We start from the raw sequence: 21,250 nt of genomic DNA, 5'->3' as shown, positions 1-21,250 counted from the left end.
CCACCATGGCCAAACCTCATTATCAACTCTATATCAATGGCGAGTGGTGCGAAGGGAGCACCAACCAAGTCCTAGACAGCTATAACCCTGCGACGAATGAAGCATGGGCAACTTTTGCCTGTGCTAGCCCTGCTGACGTCGAACGCGCTGTCGATGGTGCCAAGGCTGCTTTGAGCAACCCTGAATGGGCTAAGATGACTGCCACTCAACGCGGAAAATTACTGTATCAATTAGCAGATCTAATCGAGCAAAACGCCGAAAAACTAGGAAGAATTGAAACGACAGACAGTGGCAAACTGGCTCACGAAACTGTGGCTCAAACTCGTTATGTCAGCGATTATTATCGTTACTTTGCAGGGCTAGCCGACAAAGTAGAAGGCGCTACACTACCAATTGATAAGTCAGATATGCACGTTTTTACTACACGTGAACCTATTGGCGTAGTAGCTGCTGTTGTTCCATGGAATGCGCAAATGTTTTTAACAGCGACTAAGCTAGGACCAGCGCTAGCAGCAGGTTGCACTATCATTTTGAAGGCTTCTGAAATAGCGCCCTGCCCTATGTTTGCTTTTGCAGAGCTCGTGGAAGAAGCAGGCTTCCCTAAAGGTGTCGTATCTGTAATCACAGGTGATGCTGAAAACTGTGCCATTCCACTTACTAGCCATCCCGACGTAGATAAAATTGCATTTACTGGTGGGCCCGATGCAGCAAGACATGTAGTCAGAAACTCTGCCAATAGCTTTGCAGTTACTAGCTTAGAGTTAGGTGGTAAATCGCCAATTATCGTCTTTGATGATGCTGACTTAGAAAGTGCGGCCAACGGTCTAATTGCTGGAAACTTTGGTGCTTCTGGACAGTCTTGTGTGGCGGGTTCTCGCGGGTTTGTTCATCGCTCTATCCTGCCTGAAATTATCAGACGTGTAGAAGAAAAAGCGAAAAATATTGTCATCGGCAATCCTCTTGATACCAGTACTCACGTAGGTCCTTTATGTACTAAAGCTCAAGTCGATCGTATTAAAGATACTCTTCAGAAGGCAGTTTCACAAGGCGCTACCATTCGTTTCGGTGGTCAGCCTCCTACCGACCCTGCTTTAGCTAGCGGCAATTACTTTACTCCTACCTTAGTCGAATGTCCTCATACTGATATCGAAACCCAAAGCGTTGAGATGTTTGGACCTGTAATGTCTTTGGTGGCTTTCGACACTGAAGACGAAGTCATTGCTATGGCAAATGACAGCGTCTATGGCTTAGGCTCTGGTGTATTTACTCAAAACTTAGCGAGAGCTCACCGTGTCTCACAACAGATTCGTTCAGGTATTTGCTGGGTAAACACCTATCGAGCTATCTCTCCTACAGCACCCTTCGGTGGCTACAATCAGTCTGGTTATGGCCGTGAAGCTGGTAGCGAATCTGTACTTCAATATACTCGTACAAAAACGACATGGATCAATATCTCAGCGGAGCCGATGGCCAATCCTTTTATCATGAGGTAATGAATAAATGTCATTAGAGGACTTTGTTTTGAAGAGAATGTTATAGCTATTTGTCTGATCTTTGCTAAAAAAATCTTCCATGATTTTAGATCTACCTTAAATAAGATATGAAAAGGAATTTACAGTGGAAAATACCAATGATACTCAACAAAACAAAGTTCGCGATTATGCGATTGATGAATATGTACCCTTAGACGCAAGATACTATGGTGGCAAGGAGATGATGTCCACATGGATCTGCGCAAACGCGAATCCTACTACTTGGTATATGGGCACCATCATGGGTGCTTTGGGTTTGAGTGGAGTCATTATTGCCTCTTTAATAGGTAATCCGATCGTTTATATTATTCTAGCCTTAGTGGGATTCATGGGCTATAAAATAGCGTCAACTAACATGGGTTTGTGCCGAGTACCTTTTGGCATCAAAGGTAGTAAATTACCGTCCGTTCTTAATGCGTTACAATTCGTTGGTTGGTGTGGTGTAAATACTTATATTGCAGCCACAGCGTTATCTACGATAATCACCTCCTTTACTGGCGGCGATATTTACTCCGCGGGTAATATTATTATCTCTGTTCTTCTAATTCTATTTGTTTCAACTGCTACCGCTGTATACGGGGCTAAATATATCTCCAAAGCGCAAATGATAGCTGTCGTTTGTCTAGTAGTGTTAAGTGTTTGGATATCATACAAAGTCTTTACCTTAGTTTCTTTTGCTGATCTATGGAATTGGTCATTAGCAGACAACCCAAAGAACACTACTTGGTCCTTAACCATGGGTGGTGGTCTAGATATTGTCTTGGCTAATGGCTTTGCATGGGTCATGTGTATCGCTGATTATACTCGCTATACGACTAGCAAAAGAGCAGCTACAGTTTGGCCAATGCTTGGTGCAGCATTTGGTATGCTCTGGTTTCTTATTGTTGGTGCCGCTGGTGCAATCGCCGTTGCCGTTATGAACAATGGTTTGTTTGACCCATACTCTGCAGATTTAGCTTATATTACTGGCACATTGGGCATGGGCATGGTAGCAAACATATTAATTGTCATCTCTACCGTTGCCGTTAATATGATCAATATATATTCGGGTGGCTTTTCAACTGCCAATATTATCGAAAAATTACCAGCCAAAATCTCAATGATTAGCGTGGGTGTGTTAGCTGCTCTCATTGGATTCTCTCCTCTAATACTAGGCTCCTTCCTAGATACTTTCCAAGTCTTTCTCATTTTCCTAGGCGCATTTTTTCCAGCTTGCATCGCTATTATGTTGGTTGATTACTATCTAATGCGTAAGCAAAACTATGACATTACTAAATTCAACGACAAAACTGGACCGTACTGGTACGGCAATGGCATCAATATCATGGCTATTATCTCTTGGTTTATAGGTGCAGGGTCATACTTCGTTGCTCCGAATATCTCTTTTGTCAGTAATACTATAGGTAGTGTGTTCTTTAGTTTCTTAGTGACTTGTATTGTTTATTACCTTCTAGGTAGAGGTGCAGCAAACAAGAGTGCAGCTAGCACTCAGAACGTTTCAGTCTGAATCTGAGATATGAATATTGAGAGATATACAGCATAAAAAGGAGTAATAACCATGTGTTTCTCGGTCATAGCAGGGCGTAATACCACCACAACTGGCTGCGTGATTATGGGTGTAAACAATGATTGGCCAGGTAGTCCAGGTCAAGTCCATCACAAACCTCATAAATCGTATGGCAGTGAAGATACTTTTCTCACCGTAAAGGGTATAGAAATACCACAATTGCCAGAGACATTTGCCTACACATATACAGTTTGTGACTATGAGACAGGTACTCGGCATCTTTCATGGGCTGATGGTATGAACGAAAATCAGGTTGCAGTAGGCATGACAGGTGTCTATAACTTTCACAACAACCAACAAGATACAGACATCTTAGAAGCTGATGATCTATCAATTTTAATTTTAGAAAGAGGTAAAACGGCTAGGCAATCTATTGAAATGATTGGTGAACTAATCGATCAATACGGCTACACCGTATCTTCTATAGAAGGCGGTTCTGGTGCCGTTACCATAGCAGTAGCCGACCCCAATGAAGGATTCTTCTTAGAGGTTGTTCCAGGTGGGCTATGGGTAGCAAGAAAGGTAAATAATGATGAAGTTGAATGCCGCCCTAACTGTTTTGGTACACAAGAGATTGATTTTCTAGACGATGATACATTCATGTATTCATCACATCTGCGCTCATATGCTCTAGCGAGCGACCTATATCATGAAGGCGACACTTTTAATTTTTCCAAAATTTTTGGTCAAGGACCGATTGTTTCGGAGGCCTTCGGTGGTACAGATAAGGATGTAAACAGACTGAGAAGATATAACTGTGTACATAGATTATGTGAGTTAAAACATAATCCTAGTTTATACATTTATAAAGGCAAGCCTAGTAAAAAAATATCTATTTTAAATATGATGGATATTTTGCGCGATACCTTTGAAGGAACTGAATATGACTTATCCAAATACCAAGAAGCAGGGATGGCTCGCAACCCTCTTTGGATGGAGGTAAGCCACAGTATTGGACAGAGTGGGACCGTCTTTTCCATGGTCTTTGAATTTAAAGGCAATAAGCGCTTTTCTGAAGCTGATGAAATGCAAGAAGGGTGTATGTGGATAGCACCTGCAGCTAGTAAGTTAAGTTGCTTCGTCCCTTTTTATATAGTGACAAGTGACATACCTCACCCTTATCAAATAGCAAACACTGGTGATTATGACTTAGATTCAGCTTGGTGGGCATTTCAAGAAGTCGGGCAACTTTGTTACCGAAATTATGACGCTATAGCCAACAAATTAGTAAAGCCTGAGTTCAGCAAGTTGCAACAAACATTTTTCTCTGAACAGTTGGCTTTGAATAATAACTTGGCGACTTTAGATAAAGATAAATGTATTGACGAGTTAGCTAATTTCACTCATGACAGTGCTACAAAAGCCTATAAAGAAGCATTGAGACTAGGAAAATATATAAAGGGTAAGTATCTGAGCAATACCATCGTTGAATGGCTATAAATTAATAATTCATTGCATTTAGTTTTAAGGAAGAAACTATGCCTATTCGTCCCCCATTGACAGAGTTAAATATAAAAACTCATGACAAAGGTTTCTACAAAGGTTTTAACCGTATTGTCACCATAACATCGAAGGTTTTGGTGACATTAGTTGTTATCTGGATTTTAAGCGACATTGATCGTTCCGGTGCGATTCTGGATAATATGAAAAATTGGTCTTATACCAATCTCAATAGCTACTATACGTATTCTATCGCTTTTTATATATTTGTTTGCCTGACCGCTATTTTATGGCCATCGTTTGGACGCACTAAACTTGGCTCCGACCCTAATGGGAAACCTGAATTTTCAAATTTTTCATGGTTTTCCATGATTTTTGGGGCAGGTATTGGTATTGGTGTACTCACCTATAGTGCTGCCGAACCTATTTGGCATTTGGCAAACAATCCCGACACTATTATGTCCAAAGAAATAATCATGTCAGCGTTGAATGCTAATGGTCTCAAGCTACCTCAAGGTGCTGATGTATTCAATTTTTATCAAGACCAAGTGGCGGCCAGTACTTTAACTGCTATCGATGGCGTGGTATTACCCAAAACTGAGTCAGCACTAGACGCAGCCTTTCGCTACTCTTTTCTTCACTGGGGTATCAGTGCTTGGGCAACTTATTGCTTAGTCGGTATTTGTTTGGCGTATTTCAGTTATTCTCGTGGATTACCATTAACCATGCGCTCAGCATTAACACCTTTATTTGGTAGACACTTAGAAGGGTTATTGGGTCATATCATTGATATATCTGCAGTAATTGCCACGATATTTGGTATTGCACAAACGATTGGTATTGGCTTAAGTTCTTTTGCTTCTGGGCTATACAGTATTACTGGTATTACTTGGCTAGTGACCAACACTAATACCCCTGAGCCAACCACCGGAGCATTGTTACTATCGTTATTTGTGGTCATGTGCCTAGCGATGATTTCTGCTTTGTCAGGTGTTGGACGCGGCGTCAAATGGCTAAGTAATATCAATATGGTATTGTCATTTTCCCTTTTAGCTTTTTTCTTGATTTTTGGGGCCTCTATGTTCGCCCTAGAAATGCTGGGCAAAGGTATCTTTACCTACGTCTTGCACTTACCTGCCATGGTACTTACTGTCTGGGATCCCAATACTGAATTGGGTAGCTGGCAAACCAGTTGGTCTATTTTTTACTGGGCATGGTGGATTGCTTTTGCACCATTCGTTGGTATGTTTTTAGCACGTATTTCCAAAAACCGTACCATTCGTGAATTTGGATTGATTGGTATCGTAGCGCCTAGTCTGACACTGTTTGTCTGGTTCTCTTTCATTGGTGGTACTGGCATCGATTTAGAATTAAGTGGTATTGCTGGTGGCAAAATATTTGAGTCAGGGTTAACCGCTCAGCTATTCGAGATTATTGGCTTTATGTTAGAGCCAACGATGGCAAAAATATTATCAGCGATGGTGGTGGTATTGCTATTAACCTATTTGGTTACTTCTGCTGACTCTGCTCTGCTAGTTGTCAATATGCTAAATGCTGGAGGTGAGGTCGAAGTTGAAAATGGCCAAAAACACATCATCGTGTGGGGTCTTGCTCTAGCTTCCGTTATTGCAGCATTGTTATTAGCTGGTGGATTGAGTGCTATTACCTCGGCTATGATTATTGCCGCAATACCCTTTTCACTCATCATTATTTTGATGGCAATTAGCTTATTGAAAGCTCTTATTTTAGATAATATAAGATCAAGAGAAAAATGATTAGTGTGCATGTAAAGCATCACCTGTGTCAGAACTCTTATAATTAGACTGGTATTTCATAAAGGCTCTGTCTTTGTAAGAAATCAAAATCTTGCTGTATCTACGTAACTGATATGCTACCTATCTTATTGCGTAGACAAAAAATCACTCTAGCTTAAATAGCTAGAGTGATTTTTTTGGTTTGAGAAACTACTTTCTAAAGAAGTAAGTTCTATACAAATTGATCTTCTAATACTGTATAAAGCAATTACATATTTATGAGTATTCTTATTTTTCGGGGAAATTACCCTTCCACCGAGATGTGGCACGTGCTCAAGCAAAGAAAATGCATGCTGCCATTGCTGATATTTACTTCACTGAACTAGTGCTTGGTAGTCTGATTACTCTAGCTAACAATCAAGGTTATGTTATCACTGGTTTGGATAACTTATATAATTTAGACAAATAGCACATGTACCCATACATTTAAGTTTTAGTAAATATAAGAGCAAGGCTATCGCAGACTTAGCTACAAGCTCTGAAGGTACTGGTTATATTAAATGGGTGCTTAAACATGACGGTGTTGACCCTTATTTGGCTCAAGCATGCCAGCAAGTGTTAGAGTCGGTGCAAATACACTAATATAGTCAATTTTGTAGTCGACCTATGCTAAAAATTGAGATTGATACTAGAAATAGTTATCGCTAAAGTACATCAAGTTCTTATTAAAACTATAACTTATTAGGTAGTAAGTCCTTCAATATTGCGGTACTTAAAATATCATCAATATCTACAGATACCATAGATCAATTTTACTCTGACAAATCGGAAAATCCCTACATGCTAATATTTATACAGCATGTAGGGCTTAGATATGAGGTTTCATTTTCTTAGACAATGCTTTTAATATCAGGGTTTTACCAGACAGTTTGAATTAATATCAGTAATCTTTTTGGCGCCAGTCAAAGTCATCGCGACGCGCATCTCTTTATCTATCAGATCTAGCAAGTTACTTACCCCTGCACCGCCACCCACCGCTAAAGCATATATAAATGCGCGCCCTAGCATACAAATATCGGCCCCTAAAGCCAACATTCGCACAATATCTAAGCCATTGCGTATACCAGAGTCTGCTAAAATTTTAATCTCTCCTTTCACCGCATCGGCAATAGAAGGCAGTGCCCGCGCACTTGATAAAACACCATCTAACTGTCGCCCACCATGATTAGATACAACTATGCCATCTGCCCCAAAACGTACTGCGTCTTTAGCATCTTCTGGATCCAAAATACCTTTGATGACCATCGGCCCATCCCAGTATTCTCGAATCCAATCTAAATCTTTCCAAGAAATAGAAGGATCAAAATTATTACCCAGCCAGCCTATATAATCTTCTAACCCTGTAGGCTTACCTAAATAAGTAGAAATATTTCCCAGATCATGCGGACGGCCATTTAGTCCTACGTCCCACGCCCATTGGGGATGCGTCATAGACTGTAAGTAACGGCGCATAGCTGCGTTTTTACCACTCATACCAGAGTGTGCATCGCGGTAGCGTGCCCCTGGTACTGGCATATCTACTGTGAAGACCAGTGTCGAACATCCTGCAGCTTTGGCACGCTCTAGGGCATTTTGCATAAAGCCTCGGTCTTTCAATACATAAAGCTGAAACCACATCGGACGGTTGATTTTAGGCGCCACCTCCTCAATCGGACAAACAGAAACCGTCGACATTGTAAACGGAATGCCTTTTTTATCGGCTGCCATAGCGGCCTGTACTTCTCCGCGGCGCGCATACATGCCTGTCAGACCCACGGGTGATAATGCTACTGGCATAGACAGGGTTTCATTAAATAACTGCGTCTCTAAGCTCAGTTGTGACATATCATTCAGTACACGTTGCCTAAGGGCAATCTGTGATAAATCTTCAGTATTACGTTTTAAGGTATGTTCATCATAAGCACCGCCATCTATATAATGAAACAAGAATGGTGGCAGTCGGCGCTTGGCAGCAGCTCTGTAGTCATTTGCAGATGAAATAATCATACGTTTGCCCTTTTGTATTCTATTCAATGTCTAGATAATATTCTTGAAACTCAAATTGTGAGATATATTTTTGCACGAATAGTTTTAATTTAATAAACCATAAAGCCAATGCACACTAAAACTGATATATGGTGCAAATCACTAGTATAAATGACTGATTAGAAGTCGTAATAGACTCACAGCAGCTATAACTTTACACCAGTGATTCTGCAGCAAATATAGAGTGGCTTGTCTATCTATATACAGCCTTAATGAGCTACCGATTCCGCTTTGACTAATGCTGTATTTTTATAGCTGAAGGCATAAGCTAACACTATAATGAAACAAACTAATGGCAAGACATAAGCAATATGAGTCCCAAAATGATCCGCCATTTTACCCATGAAGTATGGCATCACCGCACCACCAACAATCGCCATAATCATAAACGAGCTGCCAATCTTAGTTTTGGATCCTAGATTCTTCACGCCCATTGCAAAAATAGTTGGGAACATGCTCGACATAAAGAAGAAGATGGCAATGGCAGCAATGACAGCAATATAGGCAGCGCCTGAAAGGATCACCGCGCAAAGTACTATGTTAATAATAGCGTAGATCATCAACAGTTTGTTTGCCGCAATCTTAGACATCAATGCCGTGCTCACGAAGCGGCCAATCAAAAACGCTAGCATCGCGATCGATAGGAAGTAAGCACCTTGCTGGCTCGAACTGTCTGGCCACGTTTCTACCATTAGGTTAATAAAAAACGCTCCCACCCCAACTTGGGCGGCTACATAGAAAAACAAGGTGATAACACCGTATTTAAATTCGCTATGAGACCACATTGAGACGTTATCTTTTTGCGCATTAACGGCATCGAGCTTTTCTTCATTTTCAAGTAAATCAGGTAGTTTAGCTTTGGCAAATAAGGCAATCAATACCACGACCACCAACGCGATACCTACATAGGTATAGGTTACCGCTGTAAAATCGCCTGAAGCGGCTGAACCGCCCTCGCTGAAAAAGAATAGCCCACCAATTAATGGACCAAAAAACTGGCCAAGGCCGTTAAATGATTGGGATAAGTTTAAACGCTGTTCTGCGGTTGCCGGATCACCCAGTGCCGAGGCATACGGATTGGCAGCTGTTTCTAGACAGCCTAATCCTAATGCCAATACAAATAAAGCAAATAGAAAAAAACCGAAGGTTAACTGCATGGCTGCCGGTACAAACAGCAAAGCCCCAACGGCATATAAGGACAGGCCTAAAATAATACCAGCTTTATAGCCCATCTTATTGATAAACAAGCCTGCAGGTAAGGCAATGACAAAATAAGCGCCAAAATAGGCGGCCTGAATTAAGCCTGATTGCGCTTTAGTAATGTGTAATGCCTCTTGAAAATGCTTATTTAAAACATCGACTAAACCATATGAAAGCCCCCACATAAAAAACAGTGTAGTGACCAATATAAAACCTAATCGGAATTGTGGTTCCGTTATTTTCGCTTTCATGTATTACATCCTTGTAAAGAGCTACGTCCTTGTTTTTAATTCATGGGTTTAAATCAAATATTTTTGTCATTTCTACCCATTTTTCATCTGCCGCAGAGCTTGGCAATGATTGCTGAAATTGAGACATCAAGGTCTCCCATTCCACATTCTTCGGCTCAGACAGCGCAATCTCATTGGCTACGGCGGGATCATAATCGTCGCGAGTATCCATGATCATAAAAAGCCGACTTTCTATTTGCCAAATTTGCATATCTAGCACACCACGCTGCTTAATATTGGTAGCAATTTCAGGCCAGATGTTTTGGTGAAAGTGCTGATACTGCTTTATTTTTTCCACATCCTTGATGAGATCAAGCGCTAAACAATAGCGTTTCATTTAAGCTCTCCTGCTTAAGATCTTCTAGCGAGATTGGCTTGTTCCCAAGCCTATTTAATTAAGTCAATGCTCGGTCTAAGTGGGTATAACCGCCATCTACGAATAGTAATTGACCGGTGGTATGCGATGACCGTACTGACAATAAAAATACAGTGGTGTCTGCGATTTCTTGATCGGTAGTCATGCGATGGCCAAAAGGAATATTTTTGGTGATTTGATCCAGTTTTTCTTGTGGATTGTCAAAGCTATCAATCCAACGCTGATAAAGCGGCGTCATGACTTCTGCTGGTAGAACGGCATTCACACGCACACCATCATTGCGATACTGCGCCGCCCACTCTCGAGTTAGCGCCAAACGACCCCCGTTAGATGCTGCATAACCACTGGTATGGCCTTGACCAGTTACCGCCACTTTAGAGCCGATATTTACGATGCTGCCTTTACTGTCTTTGAGATGAGCAATGCAGTAATGCGCCATAATAAAGTAGTGAATTAGATTTTTATCTAGCGACTGTTTAAAAGCTTCTACACCATCTTCCAAGCCCACATTGTCATTGACACCAGCGTTGTTCACTAAGCCGTCAAGGCGACCATACTTCTCAACCACGGACGCCACTTCTCGCTTGCACGCCTCTTCATGCTGCAAATCCAGCTTATGAAAGGAGTAAACAGCTTGCTGTTCCTCTAACGCTTCGATAAATGCCGGTTTCAAGTCTGAACGTCCAAAAATAGCCACTACAGCCCCTTCTTGCGCCAATGACAAACTGATAGCGCCGCCAATACCTGCGCCACCACCCGTCACGATAAATACTTTATTCTTTAGTTTTAAATCCATTTAAACGTACTCCTGATTTTTTTGATGTTAATGTCTCGAATTCACCTGAGCTTACTTATATATTTTTACAACTTGTACAGGCGCTGAGCGGTACCACTCTCGACTTGTAGACGCTCTGAGTCACTCCACTGCTGCGACCATTGTTGCCAAAAATCCATCAACTGCGTATAAGAATGCGTGGCATAAGACACTGGCCAGTCTGAACCCCAAACCAAGCGCTCTGGACCAAACAGCTCTAACGCCATATCGAGATGGGCTTGGAAATCTTCTGCCTTACAGTTGGGACCACCTTCAGTGACTAAACCAGAGATTTTTAGATTGACATGTTTTAATGGTACAAGGCGTTGCATCATTTTAATCCAACACTCAAAACCTGCTTTGCTATACATTTGCGGTTTTGCTAGATGATCGACCACTAGTTCATGACGGTCATGCCGCTGGCAAAATTGTACGGCTGCATCGAGATCTTTTTGATGGATTAGGACACCGTATAACAATTCTGCCTGCTGAATTTTTTCAACGCCTGCGTTAAACCCTTTATGATGGGTTATGTACGCACTGGGATTTTTTTCGTCCTGTAGCATATGGCGAAAGCCTTTCATCTTTGGATTGCGCTTAAATACCTCCAACTGCCTATCGGCATCCTGTTCAAAATCAAACCAACCAACGATCCCTTTGATCAACTCATGTTGCTGGGCAAGGTCATTGAGGTAGTCATTTTCTGCTGCGCATGGTCTTGCTTGCACTGCGATAATACCGTCTATATTATCGGTAAGTTGAGGGCATAAATCCTTTGGCAGCATATCCTTTGCAATGGGCGCTAAATCCCCCTTAATCCAAGGAAAATCATCCGGAGAATACTGCCAAAAATGTAAATGACTATCGATCACTTAACGCTCCTTGTTAATGGCTTTTTATACATTTTCTAATCGCGCTTGAGCAACCATAATATAGTCATTCCAAAAAAGCCTAACTATAATTTTTGCCGCAATTCTTCAATGGTGGCTTGTGTATTCAGTCATCTTTTGACATAAATAGCTTTAAGTCCTATTAAAACGGCTAGACCTGTTTTTTACTCACGCCTTTTCCTTGCGGAATAAATACTGTTGAATGGAAGCCGGCTTCATTTCAATTGAGAAACCTGGCATCTGTGGTGGCATATAAGCAGCGTTTTCAATGACACATGGCTCAACGAAATGCTCATGCAAATGATCGACAAATTCTGTGACTCGGTCATCTTTCTTGGCAGAGAACCATAGATAATCAATCATGGATAAATGCTGAACATATTCGCATAAGCCTACGCCACCGGCATGTGGACATACTTTCAAATCATATTTTGCGGCCATTAATAACACGGCCAGCACTTCATTAATACCACCCATACGGCAGGCATCAATCTGCACTACATCGATGGCTTCGCGCATAATGAACTGCTTAAACATAATGCGGTTTTGACACATCTCTCCTGTGGCCACTTCAATAGGAGCAATGGCTTGACGGATAGCACGGTGGGCTTCTACATCATCTGGAGAAGTGGGCTCTTCAATAAACCAGGGCTTGGCAAATGCTAATTCCTGCATCCAGTCAATGGCTTCTTGACGTTCCCAAATTTGATTGGCATCGACCATCAAATGGCGGTCTGGACCCATAATTTCACGAGCAATACTCACGCGGCGGATATCTTCTGCCACATCACGACCGACTTTCAACTTAATGTAATTAAAACCTTCGTCTATCGCTTCCTGACACAGGCGAGCTAGCTTTTCATCGCTATAGCCTAACCAGCCTGCGGAAGTTGTATAACAGGGATAGCCTTCTTGCAGCAGCGTTTGCTCACGCTGATCTTTAGAGGCTTCATTCCCTTTTAGTAGTATCAGCGCCTCTTCCGGGGTAATGCAGTCGGTGATATAACTGAAGTCAATACAATTCACCACTTGTTCAGGGGTCATGTCAGCTACCAGCTTCCATACCGGCTTACCTTCATTTTTCGCCCATAAGTCCCAAATGGCATTAACCACCGCGCCTGTTGCTAAATGCATTGCGCCCTTGTCAGGACCGATCCAACGCAATTGGCTGTCTGATGTCAAATGACGCCACATTAAGGCTGGGTTTTGTTTAATTTCGTCGATATCTAAGCCCACGACCAAATGACGCATCGCTTCGATAGCCGTGCAGCAAATTTCATTGCCACGGCCAATAGTGAAAGTGAGGCCATGACCAGACAGTGCTGCATCGTCTGTTTTTAAAATGACATAAGCGGCAGAATAATCCGGATCAGGATTCATGGCATCCGAGCCGTCTAGGTGTTGTGAGGTGGGGAATCTGATGTCTAAGACTTCTAGGTCTGTAATTTTAAGCATGATAAAAATCCATTTTTAACGTTATTTTTGGCGATTAGCATCGATAATTAGCATCGATAAGTCATATTTTTTGCAAACAGAGCCTCCCTCCTGCATCGATTACCATGCAAGTGAAAGATAGGAGGCTAGATTTAAATTACGGAATGATAGTTATTGGGCAGCAATCACGTTTTGATGCTGCTCGCCCAACCCTTCAATACCGAGACGCATCACTTGTCCCGGCTTAAGATAAACGGGTGGAGTCTGCCCCAGACCTACGCCTGGCGGAGTGCCTGTCGAAATCACATCACCGGCTTGTAGGCACATGAATTGGCTGAGATAGCTAACGATGGTTGGGACATCAAAAATCATAGTATTGGTATTACCGTCTTGATAACGATGACCATCTACTTCTAACCATATTTTTAAATTATGAGGATTTTCTATTTCATCTTTGGTCACTAACCAAGGACCGGTTGGACCAAAAGTATTACACCCTTTGCCTTTATCCCAAGTACCTGTGCCTTCTAGCTGAAAAGCTCGTTCAGAAACATCGTTAATTACACAATAACCCGCTACGTAGTCCATAGCTTGGTCTTTACCGATATAACTACCGTCTTTACCAATTACAATACCAAGCTCAACTTCCCAATCGGTTTTGAGCGAGTTACGCGGAATCTCGATATCATCGTTTGGTCCAACCACTGCGCTAGTCCATTTATTAAATACAACTGGCTCATCTGGTACTTCTGCACCCGTTTCAGCCGCATGATCCGAATAATTCAGGCCGATGCAGATAAATTTACCAATATTATTAACACATGCTCCTATACGTACTTCTGCGTCTACTTTCGGCAGTGAACTTAGATCTAAAGCGCGGATTCTATCCAGCTCAGTTGCTAGTACTGGACCATGAATATCGTTGACCACTGCAGATAGATCACGAATATTTCCATCCTGATCCAGAATACCTGGTTTTTCCTGTCCCTTTACACCGAATCTTAAAAGTTTCATTGCTAACTCCTTGAGAATCTAATATTTATTAAATGGCTGTGATAGCTTATTCTCTCTGCTATCGACTTAATTCGTTATTTCGTCGAATACGCTTTTAATTCGACCAACCACCGTCAATCATATTGATAGTGCCTGTGGTAAATGCAGATTCATCACTAGCCAAGAACAGCGCCAAAGCAGCAATCTCTTCTGCTTTGCCTACCCGGCCCATGGGTTGACGCGCCACAAACTGTTGGTACACTTCGTCCACAGTTTTATTTTGCTCTTTTGCTTGCGCTTCAATACGTTGATGTAAAGATGGGGAGTCGACTGTACCGGGGCAAATGGCATTGCAACGAATGCCTTGCAGAATGTAGTCGGCAGCGATGGATTTGGTCATACCCAAAACAGCCGCTTTGGTTACGCTATAGGAAAAGCGATTGGGTACGCCTTTTATACTCGAGGCTGCAGAAGACATATTGATTATTGAAGCATTGCCTTTTTTGAGCATCGACGGTAGAAACGCGGAAATCATGTAATACATCGAGTCCACATTAATCTTAAAGGCGCGTTCCCACTGTTCTTGGTCGCATTCTAAAATTGAACCCGCAGGTACCCAGCCCGCACAGTTGAATAACACATCCACTTCTTGATATTTTTTTGCGAACTCAAATATTTGCTCTGTATTGGTGACGTCTAGATATTCAATTGTAACGTTGTCAGACTGGGCTTTAAGCTCATTAAGCAGTTCTTGGTTAATATCTGTAGCAATCACATGTGCACCCTCGCGCGCAAATGCTAATGCAGTGGCTTTACCGATACCTTGAGCAGCTGCTGTGATGACACAAGTTTTATTTATTAATCTCATTTTTCTTCCCTGATTTTTACTTTATAATGAACTAATTTTGAAATTGAGCAGACCAATACCTGGTCCAACCAATTTACGATGTTTTCGCTTAATTGGCAAGACCAATTTTTAATTTAAGTTGAAATTTATGCATAAGCCTCGGATTTATCAACATATATTCAATGAGATCCAAAATGATATCAAAGCTGGAATCTATGAGATCGGCTCTAAGCTTCCACCTGAAAGGGACTTAGCACTACAATTAGGTGTTAGCCGTACCTCAGTTCGAGAAGCTATGATTGCTTTAGAAGTCAATGGAATTGTTGAGGTAAAACTAGGAAGTGGTGTATATGTCATCGATGATCATCAAGATGCCGCCAATCCACAAACAGGATTTAACACAACCGTGCATCCGCTATTACTTCCATATTTACAAGAAGATGCAGTGATTACGCCCTTCGAAATATTGGAAGCGCGACTGCTGATTGAGCCTCATTTGGCAGAATTGGCCGCTAAAAACCGCACAGAGGAACAGTTAGAAAGTATTAAGGAAGCCTTCTTGATGAATGTTCGAGACAATTTGGAGCATTCTACTGAGCATATTGGTGACCGTTTATTTCATATCCGTATTGCTGAATCTAGCCAAAATGATGCTTTCGCTTTTTTTCTCAGTTTCTTACTCAGTAAACACTATACGGAATTTTTCAGCCGGCTCCGCAGTCTTTATACTCCCGAAGATATGCCACTACGCTCACAGTTAGAGCATCAAGAAATTATGACTGCCATTCAAAATCAGGATGCTCAATCAGCACACGATGCGATGAAGAAACATCTGCAGAATGTAATACATATATTCGAAGATTCTTAATGAACTGCCACGACAATATCTAAAGTTTTTTATTGGAGTCAGACTGCTTTTCCTGATGGAATTAAATCCTCTCAATACTGCGTTGCAAACTCAAATGGTGCTCCATAGCTAATTAAATTACTTAGACGCTTTTTATTGAACCACTCCACCTATCCAAGCGTGGCTAATTCAATATCTCGAAGCAATAAGCTTCCTAACAGGCTGGCTCGTTAATAAAACATTAAACTTATAAATCTGATAGGACTAATTAGTCGAAAATTGAAGAAACACAATTATAAGCTCTACAAAGCGACAGAATGATTCAATATTTTCCTTAATGAGATCGAAAAAGCAATTAACTTGGTTATTGAGGAGGATATTAAAAACTATCGAATGGATGGTGTGGCTGGCAAGGTGGTTCTGAAGTAATGATCTCTTGCAGCATTAACTTATATCCATATGTTTAAAAGTTATCAGATGTGATTACCTATAATATTACGGATCTATAAGTAGCATTTATAGACATAATGATTATCAACCAGAATATGAAAATACTATAGTGATAATTCATCTAAGCCTGTTTATATAAAATTAACACTACAGATTGCTAATCATAAGATTTGTCAGATGGCTTTGTAAAAATTGGGGTTTGATGAGTTCCATCACGTATCAGCAGGTGAATCGAACCGCTTGGGTGCATACTAGATTGCATTATGACGCAGACTAGCGCACATATTGTGGCGGTGACTGGCTCATAACCGCTAAGCTAGATGAATCATGTTCGTATACAAATGACAATGTTTACCGCTCTTGACTGATATTCAAGACACATGCTGTCTTTAACTAAGTTTAGCGCTATAGAGAAATCACTCTATAGGCTGGCTTGAGATTTGTCAGATGCCAACTACCTAATTAGTGCGGTTATAAGAATATTAATATCATAAATCCATATACGGTATGACTGATTTTTATAGAAGTAAGAAAGGTTGCCAAAACTATATTGTGCATAGTGTTAGCAACTTTTCTTTAATTGGTATTTTGCTTAGATGATGTGCTTAATATTGGGGTTTGAAAATAGAGCTACTGCTATTCGTGAATTGAATATTCAAACCTTTCCTTCGGAAGTTGATAAGTCGATCTGACCCCTGCCAAAATCCGTAAAAATACTTGAGGGACTTTAATTTGAAAGTCCAACTACATGTGGACTTTTTTCATACATTGAACGGAAGATATATCCTTTATTGCTAATCACTTAAAAGTTTTATTTGTAGACCCTTACTTTTCGAAAAACTGCTAACACTATTAATTTTGATACTATTTTGATACTTTGAATTTATTGATAGATATATCTACTTGTTGACAGATATGTTTATATTACAATCTAAACCCTTATATCAACTGACTTACAACCGGAAATTACAGCTATTTATCGCTATATATTGTGTATTGTTGTTGTAAAAACAAGGACTCATAATCCTTTGGTCATAGGTTCAAGTCCTACTGGGCCCACCACATTTAAGTATTAATAAAAAGACCTTCAAGAGATTGAAGGTCTTTTTTATTGTCTACTGTTTTTTTAGTAAATAACAACCATGTGTATAAGCATAGATATAGGCACTTTATTCAAGCCTCTTCGCTGACAACGGATAATTATTAATAGTTTTATAGTGCTGATTTTTTTCAGACCTCTTGCGAGCCGCTACAGCGTAATGTACTAGTTTTAGACCCAAAAAGCCTAACTATTAATATAGATAGGCTTTTCTTAGGTAAACAGGTTTTCTACATCTGAAAGTCAATAATAAATTTATACACGCAATGACCATCTGTTCGTAGTAGGCAGTTTGTATATAATCATTGAAGATGGCTTAATAAAATCCATACACCGATAGCAATTAGCATCACACCACCAAATATTTCAGCTCTATGACCGATTAGGGAGCCCAATACTTTTCCTAACATCACCCCTAGCGTGACCATTACTGTAGTGGCCAAGCCAATAAGACCTGCCGCCAGTAAAATATTAACCTTTACAAATGCTAGGCTCACACCGACAGCCATGGCATCGATGCTGGTACCAAATGCAGTCAAAGCAAGTTTGAAAAAAGAATGTCTCGACGGTGCTTCTGCCGTTTCATCACTTGGCTTCATTCCCTCATACAGCATGTGCAGACCGAGCGCAAAAAGTATGACAAACGCGACCCAGTGGTCCCATGCCTCAATAAAAGACGCATCTATAAAGGATGTGGCAGAGTGACCAATTAACCAACCAATAATAGGCGTGATCGCTTCCATGGTGCCAAAAATAACACCCATTCTGAAAGCTTCGGTAAAACGAGGGTTTTTGAGACTTGCGCCTTTACTGATTGCCACAGAAAAGGCATCCGTAGACATAGAAAGCGTAAGTAATAGAAGTGCGATAGGATTCATGTGATTTTCTCTGGTCGAGTATAGAGTCCACGACATAGCCACACCCCCGACCTGCAGTGTAGATATATCGATGGTCTCGCCAACCGAGAGGTGTTCGCACCATGGCATGTGGCCAAGTATGTTGATACGAACGCTTTCGCAGTACGAAAGCAGGCTACTCCCCAAAGAGAGATTAGATTAGCATTGATACGCTATAAGTCAATCATAAAATGCCAAAAAATAATTTTTGCACCTGATAAAGCGTAAAGTTGGAAACATTAACAAATACTCTTGGAGCAGATGAATGATTTAGATAGTTATGAACATAAGAAAACCCTTTACTCTAAATTTACATAGCCTGAAGGGTTTTTTAATGTATGGCGCTTTTTAGTAATCGACGGTATAGCTTAAGCCATAAGTCGTGCCTGATGCAGGTAAGCGGTTTAAATCACCAAATGTGGTTTGATGATAGACCGTTAGATAGTCTTTATTAAGCAAGTTATAAACGCCATAGTCTACTCGGCCGACTGGCATATTTACTTGCCCTAATACATCAAGGGTCATATAACCAGTGACAGGTAAGGCACTAGAGTCAGGGTCTTGTTGTTGGTCTTTAAAGGCTTTATCATCGCCACCGATTGCCAATGCTTGTAGACGAATATTGCTGCCTTCATCGAAGTTATACTGAGCAAATGCGGTACCTTTTAGCGGTGTTAGACGTACTGCATCGAGCTCCAACCAATCGCCATCTTTGTCATACTGACCACGAGTGTACGCCACACTACCGCCTACTTGCCATTTATCACTAATGTCATGACTAAGTGACCCTTCCACGCCATAAACGCGCTCATCGGTATCGACAACTTCTACGGTATAGCTGTCAGTAAAGCGCACGACTTTGTCTGATTCGTTATAGAATCCACTCAAGCGTGCTGCGGTATCGCCATGTTTGCCTTGCCAGCCAAACTCGTAGTTATTGGTTGTAATCGGTTGCACATTGTCTGAGTTAACCACAAAACCTGCACGCACATCACGCAGCGCACGCTGGATATCCGCTGTGGTGAACCCTTGTGAAAAATTAGCAAAGATTTGGTCATTTGGTGTCAATTGATAACTAGTACCGAGATTAAACAAGGTTTTGTCGTGATCTGTGCTGCCTTTTTCTACGTCGCCTGCTTGATAGTCAATGCCATAAGCTGCACTTGTCCCACTGATAGCAGGGCTATTAAAATACTCTTCAAGCAGCTGCTCATAGATGGGCGTAAAGGTATCAGTCTCAGATTTTAGCTTTTGATAACGCACACCAGCGCTAGTATGCCACTTGTCGGTTAGATCTACATCTGCATTGACAAAAGCGCCCCATTTATCGATGGTGGTATCTGGTCCACCATTGTAGGTAAGCCCATTGGTTTGGGCGGTCAAGCCATTACTAGCAAGAAACGTATTTAGGTCTTGACCGTAGTAAGTTTGCTCGCTGTTTTCGCGTTCGAAATCAGCGCCGTAGCTAAACAGTGTCTTTTTACCCGCGATTTCACTATCTGTTTGCATAGCAGCACGCAAACCCATGACTTCGATATCCGCTTCTGACTGAGTCACAAATACGGCGGCATTTTTAAGCTTTTTCAGCGTGGCTTTGTCAGTAAGGCCATTCGCCTGCCATACTTCAGCTGCTTGGCTTCCTGCACTTTTGGCAGAAGGATAAAAACGGCCTTTTTCGTCACGATAATAACCAGTAACACTCAGATTTGAGCCTGCAATATCATCATTATTATAGTTTAGGTTGACTGATGTCTTAGTCGTATAAGGCTCGTTTTTTACATTCGCGCCATCAATAGCTTTTAGAGAGGGTGTCTCGCCAAATAATACGCCTAAACCCTTACCATAGTCTGGGCCATAGTCGGTGTCCTGCTCATCTTTATAATAAGTCGCTGCGAGATCAAGACGTTGGCTATCCGTTAGCTCTATACCTAAGCTACCATTCACACTTAGTGATTCGGTATCTTGTTGATCCGTTTGGTTGGCGTCTGGGCTGATACGATCGCCATGACTATCAAACTTGCCGCCTTTGCTATCATAGTCGACATCTAAACGCCCATAAACCCGCTCGCCACCATATCCTAAAGTTTGCCCAACGTGATAACCCAATGAATCTGAGTCAAAATCTCGGCTGCTACTGATGCCGACTCTGGTCTGTCTGATCGGGCCATAACCCACGAGAGATTTTGTCACAAGGTTGATAAGACCACCTGCCGCGCCAGCACCATAGATACTGGTAGCACCCGAGAGCACTTCTACCCGCTCAAGCTGCGCAGGATCAATACTGTTTAGCTCGCGTGATAGGCTACGTGAGCTGCTCAACGGCACACCATTCAACAAAAACTGCACAGGGCGGCCATGCATGGTGGTGCCGTAGTTACTAGTTGAGCCGCTACTCGCCCCCAAGCTCGGAACCAGCTGTGCCAATATGTCGCCAGTGGTACGGTCACCCGTGGCTTGCATCTGAATCTCGTTTTCAGTAATCACTTGCGTGACGGCTGGCATCTCACTGATTTTTTGCGCCAGCGCAGTCCCCGTTCTGGCTTGTGCAGTGACGTTTATGGCGTCTAAAGTCACATTGGGCGTCTCAGTTGATGCTGCACTCGACGCCAGCTCTGCTGAAGTATCTTCAGCCACAGATGCCGTATTATCATTGGTTTGTGCATATAACTGCTGGCTAATACAGAGGGTTAGAACGGATAGAGCAACTTGATGATGGCTTTTCATAATTATTTCACT

General features: G+C 41.6%; 16 protein-coding genes and 1 riboswitch. Of the genes, 6 read left to right on the top strand and 10 right to left on the bottom strand.

Going from position 1 to position 21,250, the window contains the following annotated elements:
* Positions 1-5: 5 nt before the first annotated feature.
* The 5 genes from JMX96_RS04815 to JMX96_RS04795 all read left to right on the top strand — a co-directional run bounded on the left by JMX96_RS04815 (position 6) and on the right by JMX96_RS04795 (position 6,762).
* Complete coding sequence (locus tag JMX96_RS04815; RefSeq protein ID WP_201567667.1) at positions 6-1,493, top strand: aldehyde dehydrogenase; 1,488 nt, start codon at positions 6-8, stop codon at positions 1,491-1,493.
* Positions 1,494-1,617: 124 nt separating this feature from the next.
* Entirely contained in the window at positions 1,618-3,039 is a 1,422-nt protein-coding gene (locus JMX96_RS04810) for a purine-cytosine permease family protein (RefSeq protein WP_201567666.1), read from the top strand.
* A gap of 51 nt (positions 3,040-3,090) precedes the next feature.
* Positions 3,091-4,539 (top strand): C69 family dipeptidase, encoded by a 1,449-nt coding sequence (locus JMX96_RS04805; RefSeq protein ID WP_201567665.1) that lies wholly within the window; start codon positions 3,091-3,093, stop codon positions 4,537-4,539.
* Positions 4,540-4,577: 38 nt separating this feature from the next.
* The gene (locus tag JMX96_RS04800; RefSeq protein ID WP_201567664.1) at positions 4,578-6,314 is read left to right on the top strand and encodes a BCCT family transporter; all 1,737 of its coding nucleotides are present in this window, start codon (positions 4,578-4,580) and stop codon (positions 6,312-6,314) included.
* 301 nt (positions 6,315-6,615) lie between these two features.
* On the top strand, positions 6,616-6,762 hold the full coding sequence (locus tag JMX96_RS04795; protein ID WP_201567663.1) for a hypothetical protein: 147 nt from the start codon (positions 6,616-6,618) through the stop codon (positions 6,760-6,762).
* 440 nt (positions 6,763-7,202) lie between these two features.
* Here the strand turns inward: JMX96_RS04795 and lldD are convergent, their stop codons facing one another.
* The 8 genes from lldD to JMX96_RS04755 form a co-directional block, all read right to left on the bottom strand.
* Entirely contained in the window at positions 7,203-8,339 is a 1,137-nt protein-coding gene (lldD, locus tag JMX96_RS04790) for an FMN-dependent L-lactate dehydrogenase LldD (protein ID WP_201567662.1), read from the bottom strand.
* Between the two features lie 248 nt (positions 8,340-8,587).
* A complete protein-coding gene (fucP, locus tag JMX96_RS04785) occupies positions 8,588-9,829 on the bottom strand; it encodes an L-fucose:H+ symporter permease (RefSeq protein WP_201567661.1) in 1,242 nt (413 codons plus the stop codon).
* A 40-nt stretch (positions 9,830-9,869) separates the two neighbouring features.
* A complete protein-coding gene (locus tag JMX96_RS04780; protein ID WP_201567660.1) occupies positions 9,870-10,205 on the bottom strand; it encodes an L-rhamnose mutarotase in 336 nt (111 codons plus the stop codon).
* A 58-nt stretch (positions 10,206-10,263) separates the two neighbouring features.
* On the bottom strand, positions 10,264-11,040 hold the full coding sequence (locus JMX96_RS04775) for an SDR family oxidoreductase (RefSeq protein ID WP_201567659.1): 777 nt from the start codon (positions 11,038-11,040) through the stop codon (positions 10,264-10,266).
* Between the two features lie 65 nt (positions 11,041-11,105).
* A complete protein-coding gene (locus JMX96_RS04770; protein WP_201567658.1) occupies positions 11,106-11,930 on the bottom strand; it encodes an amidohydrolase family protein in 825 nt (274 codons plus the stop codon).
* A 186-nt stretch (positions 11,931-12,116) separates the two neighbouring features.
* On the bottom strand, positions 12,117-13,403 hold the full coding sequence (locus JMX96_RS04765) for an L-fuconate dehydratase (RefSeq protein ID WP_201567657.1): 1,287 nt from the start codon (positions 13,401-13,403) through the stop codon (positions 12,117-12,119).
* Positions 13,404-13,553: 150 nt separating this feature from the next.
* Positions 13,554-14,396, bottom strand: a complete 843-nt coding sequence (locus JMX96_RS04760; protein ID WP_201567656.1) for a fumarylacetoacetate hydrolase family protein — start codon at positions 14,394-14,396, stop codon at positions 13,554-13,556.
* A gap of 94 nt (positions 14,397-14,490) precedes the next feature.
* Positions 14,491-15,243: an SDR family oxidoreductase gene (locus tag JMX96_RS04755; RefSeq protein ID WP_201567655.1), complete on the bottom strand. Its 753-nt coding sequence runs from the start codon at positions 15,241-15,243 to the stop codon at positions 14,491-14,493.
* Positions 15,244-15,370: 127 nt separating this feature from the next.
* Here JMX96_RS04755 and JMX96_RS04750 point away from each other — a divergent pair, with 127 nt between their 5' ends.
* Entirely contained in the window at positions 15,371-16,090 is a 720-nt protein-coding gene (locus JMX96_RS04750; protein ID WP_201567654.1) for a FadR/GntR family transcriptional regulator, read from the top strand.
* A gap of 1,830 nt (positions 16,091-17,920) precedes the next feature.
* On the opposite strand, the gene JMX96_RS04745 is transcribed toward JMX96_RS04750, so the two are convergent.
* Together JMX96_RS04745 and JMX96_RS04740 are read right to left on the bottom strand one after the other, a co-directional pair.
* Complete coding sequence (locus JMX96_RS04745) at positions 17,921-18,532, bottom strand: manganese efflux pump MntP family protein (RefSeq protein WP_265088978.1); 612 nt, start codon at positions 18,530-18,532, stop codon at positions 17,921-17,923.
* Positions 18,504-18,671: riboswitch (yybP-ykoY riboswitch) on the bottom strand. (Overlaps the previous gene by 29 nt.)
* A 191-nt stretch (positions 18,672-18,862) precedes the next feature.
* On the bottom strand, positions 18,863-21,238 hold the full coding sequence (locus tag JMX96_RS04740) for a TonB-dependent receptor (protein WP_201567653.1): 2,376 nt from the start codon (positions 21,236-21,238) through the stop codon (positions 18,863-18,865).
* Positions 21,239-21,250 lie beyond the last annotated feature (12 nt).

It is taken from the genome of Psychrobacter sp. JCM 18900 (assembly GCF_904846625.1).
In the GTDB taxonomy this organism is placed as follows: Bacteria; Pseudomonadota; Gammaproteobacteria; order Pseudomonadales; family Moraxellaceae; genus Psychrobacter.
The sequence above is the reverse complement of the archived record's forward strand: the minus strand, read 5'-3'. Positions and strand labels throughout refer to the sequence as shown.